General features: G+C 62.4%; 14 protein-coding genes. 10 read left to right on the top strand and 4 right to left on the bottom strand.

Annotated features, from left to right (window positions below; translation table 11 throughout):
* Nucleotides 1-49: 49 nt before the first annotated feature.
* Nucleotides 50-1,321 carry an extracellular solute-binding protein gene (locus tag RFM52_RS27565; protein ID WP_320296809.1) on the bottom strand — a complete coding sequence of 424 codons (1,272 nt, stop codon included), beginning with the start codon at nucleotides 1,319-1,321 and terminating at the stop codon, nucleotides 50-52.
* Nucleotides 1,322-1,646: 325 nt separating this feature from the next.
* Between RFM52_RS27565 and RFM52_RS27570 the strand changes: the two genes are divergently transcribed.
* The 3 genes from RFM52_RS27570 to RFM52_RS27580 are packed head-to-tail and all read left to right on the top strand — an operon-like array spanning nucleotide 1,647 to nucleotide 4,715.
* Complete coding sequence (locus RFM52_RS27570) at nucleotides 1,647-2,939, top strand: ABC transporter substrate-binding protein (protein ID WP_320296810.1); 1,293 nt, start codon at nucleotides 1,647-1,649, stop codon at nucleotides 2,937-2,939.
* Nucleotides 2,940-2,967: 28 nt separating this feature from the next.
* The gene (locus RFM52_RS27575; RefSeq protein WP_320296811.1) at nucleotides 2,968-3,858 is read left to right on the top strand and encodes a carbohydrate ABC transporter permease; all 891 of its coding nucleotides are present in this window, start codon (nucleotides 2,968-2,970) and stop codon (nucleotides 3,856-3,858) included.
* Entirely contained in the window at nucleotides 3,855-4,715 is an 861-nt protein-coding gene (locus tag RFM52_RS27580) for a carbohydrate ABC transporter permease (protein ID WP_320296812.1), read from the top strand. The genes RFM52_RS27575 and RFM52_RS27580 overlap by 4 nt, the downstream gene beginning before the upstream one ends.
* Nucleotides 4,716-4,727: 12 nt before the next feature.
* Here the strand turns inward: RFM52_RS27580 and RFM52_RS27585 are convergent, their stop codons facing one another.
* Nucleotides 4,728-5,723, bottom strand: a complete 996-nt coding sequence (locus RFM52_RS27585) for a LacI family DNA-binding transcriptional regulator (protein WP_320296813.1) — start codon at nucleotides 5,721-5,723, stop codon at nucleotides 4,728-4,730.
* Between the two features lie 316 nt (nucleotides 5,724-6,039).
* Here RFM52_RS27585 and RFM52_RS27590 point away from each other — a divergent pair, with 316 nt between their 5' ends.
* From RFM52_RS27590 to RFM52_RS27605, 4 genes are all read left to right on the top strand, one after another.
* Nucleotides 6,040-6,831: an ABC transporter ATP-binding protein gene (locus RFM52_RS27590; RefSeq protein WP_320296814.1), complete on the top strand. Its 792-nt coding sequence runs from the start codon at nucleotides 6,040-6,042 to the stop codon at nucleotides 6,829-6,831.
* Nucleotides 6,832-6,850: 19 nt separating this feature from the next.
* The gene (locus tag RFM52_RS27595; RefSeq protein WP_320296815.1) at nucleotides 6,851-7,672 is read left to right on the top strand and encodes an ABC transporter permease; all 822 of its coding nucleotides are present in this window, start codon (nucleotides 6,851-6,853) and stop codon (nucleotides 7,670-7,672) included.
* A 49-nt stretch (nucleotides 7,673-7,721) separates the two neighbouring features.
* Nucleotides 7,722-8,711, top strand: coding sequence for an ABC transporter substrate-binding protein (locus RFM52_RS27600; RefSeq protein WP_320296816.1), 990 nt, complete (start codon nucleotides 7,722-7,724; stop codon nucleotides 8,709-8,711).
* Nucleotides 8,712-8,792: 81 nt separating this feature from the next.
* Nucleotides 8,793-9,701, top strand: coding sequence for a nucleoside hydrolase (locus RFM52_RS27605; RefSeq protein ID WP_320296817.1), 909 nt, complete (start codon nucleotides 8,793-8,795; stop codon nucleotides 9,699-9,701).
* A gap of 9 nt (nucleotides 9,702-9,710) precedes the next feature.
* Here RFM52_RS27605 and RFM52_RS27610 read toward each other — a convergent pair whose 3' ends face one another.
* The gene (locus RFM52_RS27610; RefSeq protein ID WP_320296818.1) at nucleotides 9,711-9,959 is read right to left on the bottom strand and encodes a hypothetical protein; all 249 of its coding nucleotides are present in this window, start codon (nucleotides 9,957-9,959) and stop codon (nucleotides 9,711-9,713) included.
* 64 nt (nucleotides 9,960-10,023) lie between these two features.
* Between RFM52_RS27610 and RFM52_RS27615 the strand changes: the two genes are divergently transcribed.
* Nucleotides 10,024-10,884: a class I SAM-dependent methyltransferase gene (locus tag RFM52_RS27615; RefSeq protein WP_320296819.1), complete on the top strand. Its 861-nt coding sequence runs from the start codon at nucleotides 10,024-10,026 to the stop codon at nucleotides 10,882-10,884.
* 263 nt (nucleotides 10,885-11,147) lie between these two features.
* On the top strand, nucleotides 11,148-13,784 hold the full coding sequence (locus RFM52_RS27620) for a bifunctional diguanylate cyclase/phosphodiesterase (RefSeq protein WP_320297021.1): 2,637 nt from the start codon (nucleotides 11,148-11,150) through the stop codon (nucleotides 13,782-13,784).
* Between the two features lie 46 nt (nucleotides 13,785-13,830).
* On the opposite strand, the gene RFM52_RS27625 is transcribed toward RFM52_RS27620, so the two are convergent.
* Nucleotides 13,831-15,015 carry a Gfo/Idh/MocA family protein gene (locus RFM52_RS27625; protein WP_320296820.1) on the bottom strand — a complete coding sequence of 395 codons (1,185 nt, stop codon included), beginning with the start codon at nucleotides 15,013-15,015 and terminating at the stop codon, nucleotides 13,831-13,833.
* A gap of 211 nt (nucleotides 15,016-15,226) precedes the next feature.
* On the opposite strand from RFM52_RS27625, the gene RFM52_RS27630 reads away from it, so the two are divergent.
* Nucleotides 15,227-16,126 (top strand): MurR/RpiR family transcriptional regulator, encoded by a 900-nt coding sequence (locus RFM52_RS27630; protein WP_320296821.1) that lies wholly within the window; start codon nucleotides 15,227-15,229, stop codon nucleotides 16,124-16,126.
* The last annotated feature ends 47 nt before the right edge of the window (nucleotides 16,127-16,173 follow it).

Below are 16,173 nucleotides of genomic sequence, written 5' to 3' on the forward strand. Positions count from 1 at the left end.
CGTTTCTGTGGGACAGAGATGCCGGCCCTCTGACGGCCGGCGCAATGCCCTACTGCTTCGGCTTGAACCAGGTGGCGACGGCGGCCTGCATGTCGGCCGCGAGCTTCTCCGGCGCGACATTGCCTTCGACCATGTCGATGATCCCGGACTGCAGCACCGACGACGCGGTCGGCGTCTGCCAGCGGAAACCGACCAGCGTCAGATAGGGCGTCGAGTTCTTCGCCATCTCCATCATCTTGGAAAGCACCGGGTCCTTGACCGTGACGTCGGTGCGCGCCGGCGGCCAGCCGAGCTCGTCGGCGAAGGCCTGCGCGAACTCCGCCGAGGCCATGTAGTTCAGCACCTTGGTCGCCGCCTCCTTGTTCTGGCTCTCCGAGACGAGACCATAGGAGCCGTCGGAGAAAGCCGAGGTATAGAGCTTGGTCGAGGCGTCGTCGGCCGGGAACGGAAAGATCGAGAATTTCAGCTTCGGGTTCTGCGACTTGAAGCTGCCGTTCTCGAACGAGCCACCGAAGAACATCGCCGCCTTGCCGCCGATGAACTGCTGCGTCGCGGTGGTGTAGTCGATGCCGGCAAAGCCGTCGGAATAATAGGGCTTCAGCTCGGCGAAGCGCTTCAGCGCCGCAATGTAGCGCGGATCCTCGAAGGTCGCCTTGCCGCTCATCATCTCGTCATAGAAGCCCGGGCCGTAGAGCGTCGGCCCGATGACGCCGACGCCGATCTCCAGCTCCCAGGCCGAGCCGTTGGCGCCGCCATTGGCGATCGGCGTGATGCCCGCCGCCTTGAGCTTCTCGCAGGCGGCGACGAAGTCCTTGTAGGTCTTGGGGATCTCGATGCCTTGCGCCGCAAAAATCTCCTCATTGTAGAACACCCCCATCATCGGCACCGAATAGGGCACGCCGTAGAGCTTGCCGTCCGTGCGGCCGCGCGCCCCGCCAAGCGCTGCGTCCGGCATGTTCTTCAGTTCCGCCACGCTGTCGTCGAGCGCGTCGAGATAGCCGCCTTCGACGAAGGGCTGCAGTTCGCCATAGGCCTTGAGCTGCGCGATATCGGGTCCGCGGCCGCCGCGCAGCGCCGTGCTCAGGCGGTTCTGGTAGTCGGCGTCTGGCGTGAACTGGATCTCGACCTTGATGTCGGGATTCTTCTTCTCGAAGGCCTCGAAGATGCGGTGCATCGCGGCTTCGTCCTCGGTGCGCCAGCTCCACAGCGTCACCGTCGAGTCGGCGCGAGCCGGCAGCGTCGTAAAGATCGCCGCGCCGGCGGCGGCGAGGCCGCCGATCAGGCCGAGCGCGGCGCGCCGGTGTATGGAAAGCATGCTCATTACCAGTTCTCCCATTGTTTCGGTTTTGAGGTCCGCACGGCAGCAGCCCGAAGGCGATTGTCTGAATTTTCTCAAAGTCATTATAACGACATTATGCCACCTGCAAGTGCCATAAGGGCGTTAACGACCGCTGGTCAATCGGGGACCAGACGGGAAATAAGATCATAATATGCTGATTTATATACAGTATTTAATGAGAACGATGCCATCGGGATTTTTTGGACCACAAACGTGATCCGAGCGTGCGCACGCAAGGGGCTTGCGCCTTTGCCTGAACTTGTCATAACGTCATTCACTCTTGTCACGGCTTAAGTGGAGGACGCCGATGTCGCTTGCCTGGATCTCGAAGCTCGCTCTCGCCGCGGGGCTCGCTGCGCTGCCCGCGACCGGCTGGGCGCAATCGGTGAACATCTCCTACCTCACGCATTGGTCGCCGGAGACGGTGGCGCTGCTTGAGGCGGCGGCCAAGGATTTTTCCAAGGAGCATCCCGATGTCGCCGTCACCGTGCGCGCGGTTCCGTTCGGTGATCTTTTGACCACGCTGCGCTCGCAGGGCGGCAGCTCGGACGGCCCGACGATCGGTGGCATCTACGATCTGTGGCTGCCGGAACTGGCCAGGGACAAGCTCGTCGCGCCTGCCCCCGACGCGGTTGCCAGCGAGGTGAAGAGCGCCTGGCCGGCGGGCGTCGTCAGCGCTGCCTCGGTCGGCGGCACGCTCTACGGCATCCCGAACGAGATCGACGTCTACGCGCTGAATTACAACAAGGAACTGTTCAAGGAAGCGGGCATCGCCGCGCCTCCGAAAACATGGGCCGAATTCAAGGATGCCGCCGCGAAGCTGACCAACAAGGACAAGGGCCAGCAGGGCTTCGGCATGATCAACTCCTGGGCGGCGGGCGTAGTCCATCCCTTCGCCTCGCTGCTCGTCTCCAATGGTGGCAACCTGGTCAAGGACGGCAAGCCGGCGCTGGACAGTTCCCAGGCCGGCGAGACCTTCGCGCTCTACGAAGACTTGATAAAGTCCGGCGCGAGCAATCCGGCGATGGCGACGGCAGACGCCAACACCACCGGTCCGTTCCTCGACAATTTCGTCTCCGGCAAGACCGGCATGATCATCATGGCGAACTGGTGGGAGAGCGCGCTCAAGACCGGCATGGGCGACAAGTTCTCACAAGTCGCCACAGCGCCGATCCCGGTCGGTCCGAGCGGCGACAAGCCGCATTCGATCTCCTACTCCTGGATGACCGTCGTCAACGCCAAGGCCGGAGCGGCCGAGCAGAAGGCGGCCTGGGAGTTTCTCGCCTGGCTGAACAGCCCGAAGTCGGGCAAGAACGGCGCCTCGGCCATGTCCGACATTTTGATGTCTATGGGCATCCTGCCGTCACGCAGCTCCGACATCGAGGCGCACAAGGACAAGCTCGGCTCCGAATTCCTGTCCGGCTATGTCTCCGTGCTTGCCGATGCGCGCCCCTTCCCGGTCGTGCTCGGCGGCCAGGAATTCTCGGAATCCCTGCAGCAGACGCTCGAGGCGTTGCAGTATGGCCAGGTCTCGGCCAAGGATGCGCAGGCGAACGCTCAGGCCGACGCCACGTCGATCCTGGAGCGCGCTGCCAAGTAAGTTCGGGTCCCTGACCGGAAGCAGGTGAATGGCCAAAGCTTTTCGTGCCTCGGCGGGCGTCATGCTTGCGCCCGCCGTGACATTGATCGGCGTGTTCGTGCTGTTGCCCATGCTGCTGACCGTATGGCTGTCCTTCCAGGACTGGTCGACGCAGACGCCTTTTTCCGAGGCGAGCTTCGTCGGTCTCGGCAATTTCCAGGAGATCTTCGGCCCCACCTCGGTCGGCCGCGACTTCAAGACGGCGCTGCTCAACACCACGATCTACACCGCCCTGTCCGTCGTCCTCATCCTGCCGCTGTCGGTCGTCTTCGGCCTGCTGGTCTATCAGCGCGATGTCGCCGGCGGCACGGCGCTGCGAACGGTGCTGTTTTCCACCTACATGGTGCCGATGATCGCGGTGGCGCTGGTCTGGTCGAAGCTCTATTCGCCGAGCGAGGGCCCGCTCAACCAGTTGCTCGGCCTGGTCGGCATCGGCCCGCAGCCCTGGCTCTCCTCGCCGCGTTCGGCATTGATCTCGATCGTGCTTCTCAATGTCTGGCAGCAGGTCGGTTATTTCACGGTGCTCGCCATCGCCGGGTTGACGCAGATCCCCGGCAGCCTCTATGAAGCCGCCACGCTCGACGGCGCCAACGGCCGGGAGCAGTTCCGCTTCATCACCCTGCCTTTGCTTCGCCGCACGCTGCTGTTCAGCGCCGTCATCGCCATCATCAACGCGGTGCAGGTGTTCGAGCCGGTCGCGCTGATCACACAAGGCGGCCCGGTCGGCTCGACCAATGTGCTCACCTACCATATCCGCCGCGTCGGCATCGAACGCGCGCAGGGCGGGTTGGGCTCGGCGATGGCGGTGATGCTGATGGTCTCGCTGATCGTCTGCGTTTCGGCGCTGTTTGCCTTCGGCAACCGCAAGGACAGCGAATGAACGCGGCTGCCCGATCGCTTGCCCGCAAGCGCCCGTCGGGTCGCAAGGCGCTGCTTGCGACCGCAATGCTTCTGGTGGCCGTCGCCTCCGCCTTCCCGCTCGCCTGGATGGTGCTGTCCAGCCTGAAGACGCCGGCCGAGACCATGCAGGTGCCGCCGGTCTGGATCCCGCACACGCCGACCCTTGAGGCCTATGGCAAGGTCGCCGGCGTCATCAGTCTTGGACGCTCGATGTGGAATTCCTTTGTCATCGCCTCGATCACCACGGCCGGCATCCTGGTCACCAGCATGATGGCCGGCTATGCCTTTGCCAAATATTCCTTCCCTGGCCGCTCGCTGCTGTTCTCGCTGCTGATCGCCACCATGTTCCTGCCGCCGATCGTGACGCTGATCCCGCTCTACCGCATGGTCGGCTCGATAGGGCTGAGCGCCAGTCTCGCCGGCATCATCGTGCCCAACCTCGCCAACGCTTTCGGCATATTCCTGATGCGTCAGTTCATCGCCGGCGTGCCGGACGATTTGATCGACGCCGCCCGAATGGACGGCGCCTCCGAGCTGCTTATCCTCTACAAGATCGTGGCGCCGAGCGTCGCGCCGGCCATCGCGGCGCTGGCGCTGTTCGCCTTCGTCTATCACTGGAACAGCTATCTGTGGCCGCTCACCGTGCTGCAGGGCAATGCCGACGCCTATCCGATCGTCATCAGCCTGAGCCGGCTGCTCAGCTACAACAGAGGCGCGCTCAACACGGGCCTGGTCATGGCCGGCGCCACACTCGCCGTGCTGCCGCCACTGTTGCTCTTCGTCTTCCTGCAGCGTTTCTTCGTCGATTCGATCGTGGGCTCTGCGATCAAGGGCTAAGTCACAAGCCAGTCACGTGGTCTCTCGCAGGATCACGGTCGGCTCCATCAGGACAGTCCGGCGTGGACGCTCGGGGTCGTCGAGAAAATCGATCATCGCGCCGATGGCCAGAGAGCCGGCTTCCGAAATGCGCCGCTCGATCGTCGAAAGCGGCCGCACGAGAAGCGGGGCTATGTATATGTTGTCGAAGCCCATCACCGCGCAGTCGTCAGGAACGCTCAGGCCGTGTTCGCGCAGCCCCACCATCGCCCCCATCGCCAGCATGTCGCTCATGCAGCACATGGCGGTGAAGCGCGTGCGGTCGAGCAGCGTGCGCGTCGCCATCAGCCCGAAGCGGTGATTGAACGCGCCGCACTCGATGAGATCGGGATCGACCGGGAGGCCTGCTTCGCAATGGGCTCTCTCAAAACCAGCCCGCCTGATCCTGGTGTTCGAGGCCAAAGGGTTGCCGCTGACAAAGGCGATGCGCCGATGTCCGTTGCGGATCAGATGGCTGGCCGACAGATAGGCTCCTGTCTCGTAGTCCGTATCGATGCGCGCGGCGAGGCAATCGAGGTCAGGCACTTCGCGGTCCATCGATACCAAGGGGATCCTCAGCTTTTCCAGAAGCCGTGCATCCGGAATGAGATCGCTCGCGGCAAGCACGATGCCGTCGACGCCGTGACTGGCGAGGAAGGTCAGATGCGACGTCTCCTTCGCGGGGTCGCTGTCGGAATTGCACAGGATCGTCGAATAGCCGCGTTCGCGGGCGGCCTGATCGCAGGCGCGGACCAGTTCCGTGAAATAGGCGTTGAGGATGTCCGGCACGATGATGCCGATGACGCGCGAGCTGCGCGTGATCAGCGAGCGCGCGATGGAGTTGGGCGTGTAGTCGAGTTCCTTGACGAGCGACCAGATCTTTTCCCGGGTCTCCTCGCTTATGAACTGATCTTTCCGATTGAGAACCTTTGAAACCGTGGCAGCCGATACGCCGGCCTGCCTGGCGATATCCTTGATCGTCGTTGCCACATTCCCTCGCCGCCTCGACCGGCGACAGCCCGTCTCCAGCCGCCGTCGCATCATCGGCCGCACTTAACACATATCTCGATTTCGAGAAACGGGGACGCGTGATCGACAGCATTGGCCGTGGAATTGACAACCCTTCATTAGATGGATAGGTAAACGTTTACCTGCGTGAGCTATCCGCTATTTTTGCAGATCAGCGGCTCTGTCTGGTTGCCATCGACGTCCTCGGGATCTCTCGGGTTCGTGACGGTGAACTCATGCCATTTTTCGAGACGGACTCGCCTGCATCAAAAAGGAACTCTGAATGGGACAAACGAGTGTGCCAGGAATCGTTGGTGAAGGGGCTGCCGCCAGGCGTCAGGCATCGCCTTCGATCAAACTGTCCATCAAGAATCTCGGGGTCAAATTCGGCTCGGCGATCGCGCTGAACGATGTCAGCCTCGACGTAGCCGAAGGCGAATTTGTCTGCATCCTCGGCGCGTCCGGCTGCGGCAAGAGCACATTGTTCAACGTCGTTTCCGGGCTGCTCACGGCGACATCCGGAAAGATCGTGCTGGATGGGCAGGATGTCAGCGATCGGCCCGGCCAGGTCGGCTACATGCTGCAGAAGGATCTGATGCTGCCCTGGCGCACCGTGCTCGGCAACATCACGCTCGGCGCCTCGCTGACGCGCGGCGCCACTGCGCGGGACAAGGCCGAGGCAGCGGACCTCGCCCGCCGCTACGGCCTCGGCGATTTCCTCAACCACTATCCGCATGCGCTCTCGGGCGGGATGCGCCAGCGCGTCGCCATGATGCGCACCATCGCCGCCGGCCGTGAGATGATGCTGCTCGACGAGCCGTTCGGGGCGCTCGACGCGCAGACGCGGCTCGGTATGCAGCAATGGCTGCTGCAGCTCTGGCGCGACCTCAACCGCACCATCCTGTTCGTCACACACGACGTGGATGAGGCGATCTATCTCGCCGACCGCATCGTGGTCATGACCCCTCGCCCGGGCCGCATCGCCGAGATACTCACCGTGGACCTTCCGAGGCCACGGCCGCTCGAAGTGCTGACGACCGACACCTTCGTCGGCCTGAAGCGGCAGATCATGCAGCACCTCTACCACTGATCGCAGGAAGGTCACCGCAATGAACACACGGTTTGGAGCGGCCGCGGGGCCGTTCATGATCTGGGTCGTGGCCATGGTGCTGATCCTGGCCACCTGGCAGGCGCTGGTCTGGGTGACCGGGCTTCCGCCCTATGTCATCCCGCCGCCGACTCTGGCGTTCTCGACGCTTTTCGACAATTGGCCCAGGCTTTCGGTGCTGACCGGCCAGACCCTGCATGAAACCGCGATCGGATACCTGCTCGGCGCCCTCATCGGCTTCCTGCTTGCCCTGGCGATGGGCCAGATCCGCGTGGTGCAGCGGCTGGTGATGCCGGCGCTGATCATTTCGCAGGCCGTCCCGATCGTCGCCATCGCCGCTCCCCTGGTCATCATCTTCGGCTTCGGCATCACCCCAAAACTGATCATCGTCGCCTGGATCGTCTTCTTCCCCGTGGTCGTCAACGTGCTCGACGGGCTGGCTTCGGTCGACCGCGACATGCTGAACCTTGCTCGCCTGATGGGCGGCAGCGGCCTGCGCACCTTTGCCATCGTGAAGCTGCCTGCCTGCATCGGCCCGCTGTTTTCGGGGCTGAAGATCGGCGCGACTTACGCGGTGACAGGCGCCGTCATCGGCGAATGGACCGCCTCGTCCAAGCAGGGTCTCGGCACCTATCTGCTTACCGCCAACGCGCAGATGAACACGGCCGGTGTCTACGCCGCCATGCTTCTGCTGACCATCATCGGTGTCGGCTCCTTCCTGCTCGTGTTCGGCCTGGAAGTGCTGATGACGCCATGGCGCTCGCGTTCCACGGCTCCCGCATGGGCGCAATGGAAGCCCCCTCGGGGGAGCACCGCCAGGTGAGCCTGGCACCAGTCTTCGACAAACCCAAAACAAATCAGGAGGAATTTGAATGCACACGACCTTTTCCAGGATGCTGCTTGCCGGCGCGGGCCTGCTGGCGCTCAGCGCCGCATTCGGTACGACGCCCGCTGCCGCCGCCGATCTCACGACGGTCCGTTTCGTCTATGACTGGCCCAGCGCCGACTTCGAGCTGATCCCGACGCTCGTCGGCCAACAGAAGGGCTTCTATGAAGCCGAGGGCATCAAGGTCGATGTGATCTTCCCGCCGGACTCGCAGACCACCGCGCGACTGCTTGCCGTCGGCCAGGCCGAGATCGGCTTCGAGGCCACCACCGACGTCGTCTTCGGCGCCGCGCAAGGCATCCCGATCACCTCGATCGGCCTCTACACCAAGAGCAACAATTGGGGGCTGTTCGGCCGCCCCGGCGAGCCGCTCTCGCTCGACAACCTCAAAGGCAAGTCGATCGCCATCTACACCGACTCCTGGACCAAGGCGATGATGCCCTTCGTGCTCAAGGCGGCCAAGCTGACCGAGGACGACGTCAAGCTGATCATAGCGCAGGATTCCGACACCAACCTTCTGCTCGCCGGCAAGATCGACATCGCCACCAACACCGAGAACTATCTGGTGCCGCAGGTGCAGGAAACCTTGAAGAAGGACCCGACCAGCCTCGTCGGCAAGGCCGCTGGTGCGCCCGACGTGCCAGTCTGGACCTACACCGCCTCCACCGCCTATCTGGCCGAGCATGGCGATGTCGCCAAGAAGTGGATGCGCGCCACCATCAAGGCGACCGAATGGACCGCTGAGCATCCGGAAGAAGCGGCCGAGATGTTCACCAAGGCTTATCCGGAAGGCGGCAGCCTCGCCTACAACGTCTCCGGCTGGAAGCTGACCGCCGCGCTGATGAAGGGCGACACCGGCTACATGATGCAGGAAGACAAGAACTGGCTGCCGATCGCCCAGGCGCTGAAGGACACCGACCAGATCAAGGAAGTCCTTCCCGCCTCGAAATACTACACCAACGAACTGCTGAAGTAAGCGCCGCGGCGCCCTTCACGACGAGGGCCATCCCGACCGGATGGCCCTTGTTACTGCACAAACAGAATGGACTTGTCACACATGGCCAAGAGCAAAATCATCATCGATTGCGACCCCGGCGTGGACGACGCCATTGCACTGCTTCTGGCCTTCGCATCCCCCGACGAGATCGAACTCGTCGGCATCACGACAGTCATCGGTAACGTCTCGCTGCCGCTGACGACCCGCAACGCCTTGCGCGTTACCGCCATGGCCAACCGGCAGGACGTTCCGGTCTATGCCGGCTGCAGCCGGCCGATCGTCCTGCCGCGCGTGCAACGCGGCGCCTCGGTGCACGGCACTGACGGGCTTGGCGATCTCGGCGTGCCCGATGCCACGCATCCGATCCAGGGCCAGCACGCCGTCGACTTCATCATCGACACGATCTTACGCGAGCCGGGCGAGATCACGCTCTGCCCGATCGGCCCGATGACCAACATCGCGCTGGCGCTGATCAAGGAACCCTCCATCGCTGCCAAGATCAAGCAAATCGTGTTCATGGGCGGCGCCGCCTTTAGCCCGGGCAACACCGCCACCGATGCCGAATTCAACATCTGGATCGATCCGCATGCGGCGCAGGTGGTGCTGTCGTCCGGCATTCCGATGACCATGTTCGGCCTCGACGTGACGCGCCACGCGACGCTGACCAAGGCGCGCTTCGAAGAGCTTGAACGTGACGCCAGCCCGCTTATGAAAACAGCCATCGCCATGATGCGCTATTACGGCAGCGGCGACGCCAGCCTGCACGACCCCTGCGTGACCGCTTTCCTCATCGATCCGACTCTGTTCGAGGGCGTCGATGCCGTCATCGACGTCGACCTGGATCAGTCGGGCGCATACGGCCGCACGTGCGCTGTCGAAAACGGCAACGGCTCACCGATTCACGTCATCACCGAGGTCGACGATGAGCGTTTGTTCCGGCTCATCGACCGGCGGCTGCGGTTGCTATAGCTCCGCGAGCTAAGCGGCGAACCGCGCCAGCGTCCACGCACCGCCCGCCCCGCTCGACTCCACCGCCGCGGCGACAAGCTTCACGCCGCGCGCGCCGTCGACCACGTCCGGCACCTGCGCCGCGAGGGCCGCGTCGACTTCTCCACCAGAACGGTGCGCGCGAGGGTTAGCCTGCGCGGCATTCCCACGATGCGCAACTCCAAGCATGTCGCCGACTGCCTGGCACCGCGCCAGCTGCGATCCGGGATTGACGCTCACGCCCTCTCGCTGCAATGTCTATTAACCAGCTGTTAACCTTGCGGCGGCTGAGATCGGGGGCAATTTGGAACCGTTTCTGGATGCGAATCTCCTGAATTGGGACGATCGCGCCGAGTTGCACGCGACCGACCGAACCGGCAGCTATCGCATCGAGAATGTACTGGCTGGTGGATCCAACCTCTATGAATTGGAAACGCGCGAGGTTGGCGACATTTTCGGCAAGGACATCGTCCATCTGCAATGTCACATCGGGCTCGACACGATCAGCCTGAAAAATCTCGGCGCGGGCAGCGTGACAGGCCTGGACTTTTCACCACGGGCCATCGCGGCGGCGCGAGATTTCGCCTCCAAGGCGGGCAGCGACGTCCGCTTCGTGGAAGCGCCGCTGTACGAGGCCGTCGAAGCGCTCGACCGGACCTATGACATCGTCTACGTCACCTGGGGGTCGGTGAACTGGCTCGACGATGTCTTCCGTTGGGGCCGGGTGGTCGCCGGTCTTCTACGGCCCGGCGGCCGGCTCTATATGGCCGAGGGCCACCCCTTGATGTTCCAGTGCAATCGCAAGGCTGCTGCGCTCGAGTTGAAGGACGATTGGCGAACGCCTGTAGCACGGCCGCTGGTCTGGAACGAGAAGCTGACCTATACCGGCGATGAGCGCGCCTTGAAGCACCCTCGCTACTATGAGTGGATCCATCCAATCAGCGACGTGGTAAACGCCCTGATCGCAGCGGGGCTGACGCTCGATTTTCTCAACGAGCACGACACGGTTTCCTGGAAGCACTTTTCATTCGCGGTAAGGGCCGGCAAGGATATGTACGGCTTGCCTGAAAACGCTCCCAAGATTCCGATGGCTTATTCGATTGGAGCAACCAAGCGCGGCGTCGGGACGTACCGGATCGTCCAAAAGAAGGTCGACAGCCACTAGAGCAATTCCAGGAAAAGTGTGATCGGTTTTCCGTCCGGAATTGCACAAAAACAAGAAGATAGTGCGTTTTCGCCGTTTCCGTGAAACGGTGAAACGCACTAATGGTGGCGCGTTCTCCGGGAGACGGTGTCCGAAGGTGGAAAATTTTCAGAGACCGTGAAGGCCAAAATTAAGTTATTGCGAACTAATATTCCCTTGACGAGGCTCGCTTAGAGAGCCTGACAAGCAAAGGGAACCTCGCTTTATTGGCTTTTTTCGCCGATATGTTCGCCCGCGTGAAGGGGGGCGTCTTTTCACCGGCGAGGATTCCGGCGGCGATCGCGGTTGCGGTTATTGCCCTTTGCGCGGTGCTCGTTGACCATCAAAACAAGCTCGTTTCGGATCAGGTCACCCGCGCGGACGTCCTGGCCAAGGTTAATGTCGTTCGCGCCAAGCTCGAAGGGAAGATTAACGGCAACCTCCAGCTGGCGCGAGGACTGGTCGCGGCAGTCTCGACCGAACCCTACATGGGACAACAACGTTTCGCTGAGCTTGCGAGCAGACTGTTCAATGAAGAGTCCCAGCTTCGCAATATTGCCGGCGCGCCCGACCTGGTCATTTCCTTGATGTACCCGATGGCCGGCAACGAGAAGGCCATCGGCCTCGATTATCGCAAGAACGACCAGCAACGTGCGGCGGCACTGCGTGCGCGCGACGAGCGCAGGCTTGTTCTTGCCGGCCCTGTCGAATTGGCCCAAGGAGGACAGGCCTTCATCGGGCGATTTCCGGTATTCGTGAAAAGCGCGGGCAACACCGAACGGTTCTGGGGCATCGTTTCCGCTGTCGTCGACGTGCAGCGCCTCTACCAGGCGAGCGGTCTTCTCGACAAGGATCTTGGGATTGACATCGCCCTCATCGGCAAAGACTCCCTTGGCGCGAAGGGAGTGCAGTTCTTCGGTGACGAACGGGTCGTCAAAAGCGATCCGGTGATGGCCGACGTTCTTTTTCCATCGGGCTCCTGGCAGATCGCTGCGATTCCCAAGGGCGGTTGGCCCTCCGTCCCCACCAACGCCTGGCGACTCCGGGCGATCATGGCGGCGGCAGCGGCGCTGATTTTGATTCCTTTCCTGGTGGCCGGCCGCCTGATCAATGAAAGACAGCGTAACTACTGGGAACTGAACCGGCTGTCGCGACGGCTGGAACTGGCTCTGGAGGCGTCGGCAATCGGAGTGTGGGAGCACGACCTCGAAACCAACCACCTTGCGTGGGACGATCGCGTCAACGAAATATACGGTAGAGAGGCTGATGGCGGGGCCCGTGGATATCCGGACTGGGCCGGAGCCATTCATCCTGCCGATCTGCCCGGTGCGCTTGCAGATTTCGACAAGGCCGCGGCCGGGCGGAGCACCTATTCGTCGGAATACCGGATTGTTCGTCCCGACGGCGAAATTCGTCACGTCCGCTCCAGGGCGATCTTCTACCAGGCTGCAAACAATTCGCCGCGAATGGTCGGCGCGGAGTGGGACGTGACGGCAGACGTTTTGCTGAACACCGATCTGGTTCGCGCAAAACAGCTGACTGAATCAAAAAATACGGAACTTGAATCTGCCAAGGCGCGCATAGAACACGTCGCCTTGCACGATTCGCTGACGGATTTGCCCAATCGGCGTTACCTGGACCAGGTGCTGGAGGATTATACGGCAAAAGCCAGGCTGAATGGCGGCTATGCAGCGCTGCTTCACGTCGATCTGGACCGTTTCAAGCACATCAACGATACGCTGGGGCACGCGGCGGGCGATGCAATGCTGGTGCATGCGTCATCCGTTCTGCAGTCCAATGTCGGCGATCGCGGGTTCGTCGCCCGAATTGGAGGGGACGAATTCATCGTGCTCTGCACGGTGCGTGACGATGTCGGCCAGGCGGCCGAGCTCGCCGACCGCATTATCGATGAGATGCGCAAGCCCGTTTACTACCACGGCAACCAATGTCGTTTTGGCGTCAGCGTCGGAATTGCCATCGACAATGGCAAAGACGCCGATGCCAAGCAGTTGCTGGTCAACGCCGACATCGCCCTCTACCGGGCCAAGCGGCGCGGCCGCAACCGACATGAATTTTTCAGCGGCGAACTGCAAAGCGAAATCGTCAACGCAAAGAGAATAGCCGACGAGATTCTGGCCGGTCTCGAGCGAAACGAATTCGTCGCATACTACCAGCCTCAATTTGACGCGAAGACGCTGGAGATCGTTGGAGTTGAAGCGCTTGCGCGGTGGAAACATCCAGAGCGGGGAATTCTGGCACCTGACGTTTTCCTGAAGATTGCCGAAGAACTGAATGTCGTCTCGGTGATAGACAGGAAAGTCCTCCAGCAATCGCTATTGGATTTCGAAGCGTGGTCCGGCGAGAAAATCGGCATTCCGCGCGTGTCGGTCAACGTTTCGGCGCGGCGCCTGCAGGACGAGGAGCTCCTGAAGAGTCTGCGGGCCCTCAACATCAGGAAGGGAACTTTTTCCTTTGAGCTCGTCGAGTCGATCTTCCTCGACGACAATGACGATCTGGTCACGTGGAATGTCGAGCAGATCAAGCAACTCGGCATCGACATCGAGATCGATGATTTTGGCACCGGCTATGCGTCCATTGTCAGTCTGCTCAAATTGCAGCCGCGCCGCCTTAAGATCGATCGCCAGCTGGTGGACCCTATCGTAAACTCGCCCCAGCAAAGGCAAGTCGTCTCCTCGATCATCGAAATCGGCAAATCCTTGGGTATCGAGATCATTGCCGAAGGCGTGGAAACGATGAAGCACGCACGTTTGCTCAAGGGGCTAGGCTGTGACATATTGCAAGGCTACGCATTCGGGCACGCGATGGATCCCGAAGGGCTGAAAAGCTTCGTTCGGTCTCGTCGGTTGCGCGTCGCAAGTTGAATCTTGATCTCGGGCGGGTATCCTTCGCGGCAAGGCGTCGCGTGCCTCAGGGAAACCGGGCGGGAGTCCACGCCCCACCCGCCGCGTTCGACTCCACCGCCGCCGCGACGAATTTCGCGCCGCGCGCGCCGTCGACCACGTCGGGCACCTGCGCCACGCGCGCGGCATCAACCGTTCCGCCCGAGCGATGCGCGCGAATAATGTCGGCGGCGTCGCGATAAAAGTTGGCGAAGGCCTCAATATAGCCTTCCGGATGCGCGGCCGGCATGCGCGAGACGCGCCGTGCTTCCGCCGTCGAGCCGTGGCCGCCGCGCACCAGCGTGCGCGTCTCCTCGCCATAGGGCGAGAAGCGCAATTCCTCCGGCCGTGACCCGGACCATTCGAGCCCGGCCTTCTCGCCGTAGATGCGCACCGAAAGGTCGTTGTAGTGGCCGGGCGAGGTCTGGCTGGCGAGGATCGTGCCCCGCGCTCCGCCACTCCAGCGCAGCAGCACATGCGCGTTGTCGTCGAGCCGCCGCCCCGGCACCGCGGTGAACAGGTCCGCGGAAACCGCCTCGGCTTCGAAACCGGAGACGAAGCTTGCCAGGTTGAAGGCATGCACGCCGATATCGGCGAGCACCGCCGACTGGCCGGCGCGCGCCGGATCGGTGCGCCACTCGGCCTGTTTCTGGCCTTCGGCATCGATCGGCTTGGTCAGCCAGTCCTGGATATAGGCGCCGTGCACCGACACGATGCGGCCAAGCTCGCCCGCCGCCACCATTTCGCGCGCCTGGCGCACCATGGCGTAGCCGGTGTTGTTGAGCGTGACAACGAAACGGCGCTGTCTCGCTCGCGTCAGCGCCACCAGCGCCTCAGCCTCCTCAAGCGTCGTCGACAGCGGCTTGTCGCAGATCACGTCGATGCCGGCTTCGAGGAAGGCGGTGGCGACCGGCGCGTGCAGATGGTTGGGCGTGACGATGACCACCGCCTCGATGCCGTCCGGCCGTGCCGCCTCGGCCTTCGCCATGGCGCGGTAGTCGGCATAGCTGCGCTCGGGCGCGATGCCGATCTCCGCGGCGGAGGCCGCGGCATTGTCCGGATCCGACGACAGCGCGCCGGCGACCAGCGCGATCTGGTCGTCGAGCCGCATCGCCAGCCGGTGCACGGCGCCGATGAAGGCATTGCGGCCGCCGCCGACCATGCCGACCCGAAGACGTTGGCGCGACGTACCATCAGCGGTTGCGTAGACCATGATTGCGATTATTCTCCCTGAGGTTCGATATGCCGGTCGGTGCGGATGTCGTGACTGGCACTGTTATTTTCGAATGATATTTCTATTTTTTGTTTTGTAAAACGATTGTGCCGCGTTAGCTTTTTACCCTCGGTCCAGATGATGGACCGCATCCGAAGGGCAGGGATCGGATGACGCATCCGATGGTTGGGGTCACAATGAGGCATACCCTATGAGCGGCCGCGGCAAGGCGGCCGACGAGCCGTCTGCACACAGCCTGGAGACGGCGGCGAGAAAACGGAGCCGATCGCTGGCAGCACTTGGCTACACCAAGCCGCAAACCTATGAAGAGCTGCGGGCGGTGCTTTCGTCGGGCACCGTGCATTTCCCGAAACGGCTCCGCCAGGTGGCGATCTTCCTCTGGCAGCATCCGAGCGAAGTGGCGCTTGGCACGATCGCGCAGGTGGCGGACCAGGCCGGCGTGCAGCCCTCGACCCTGGTACGCTTCGCGCAGATCTTCGGCTATTCCGGTTTTTCCGATTTCCAGCTCCTGTTCAAGGACCGCATGAAGGGCTCCTGGCCGGACACGCAAGGCAACCAGGAGAAAGCCCCGGAGCCGAATGCGAACCTGCATTTCCTCGGCGGCATGGTCGGTGCGTGCCAAGCCTCGCTCGGCCGCATCGGCAATGGGTTCGACATCGACAGTTTCGAGACGATGATCGATCATCTGGCGGCGGCGGAGCTGATCTATGTGATCGGCAGCAAGCGCGCCTTTCCCGTCACCACCTATCTGTCGCTGACGCTCTCGCAGCAGGGCGTGCGCAACGTGCTGGTCGACAATGTCGGCTCGACGGCACTCGACCAGGTCGGCTGCATCACGCCGCGCGACGCGGTGCTTGCCATCTCCTTCAGCCCTTACAATTCGATCACGCCTGACCTCGTCGCCGTCGCGCATGAGCGCAAGGCACGCATTGTCACCATCACCGACAGCACCTTCTCACCGCTGGTGAAGCTCTCAGACACCTGGCTGGAAGTGGTCGAGCAGGATTTCGCCGGCTTCCGGTCGCTTGCCGCTTCGCTGGCGGTCGGCATGGCTTTGGTCCACGGCGTGGTCGAGCGGCGGACAGGCTGACCGGGACGATTGACTAAAGAGAACTATCATTCCATATTTGAAAAAAT

It is taken from the genome of Mesorhizobium humile (genome assembly GCF_033977215.1).
In the GTDB taxonomy this organism is placed as follows: domain Bacteria; phylum Pseudomonadota; class Alphaproteobacteria; order Rhizobiales; family Rhizobiaceae; genus Mesorhizobium; species Mesorhizobium humile.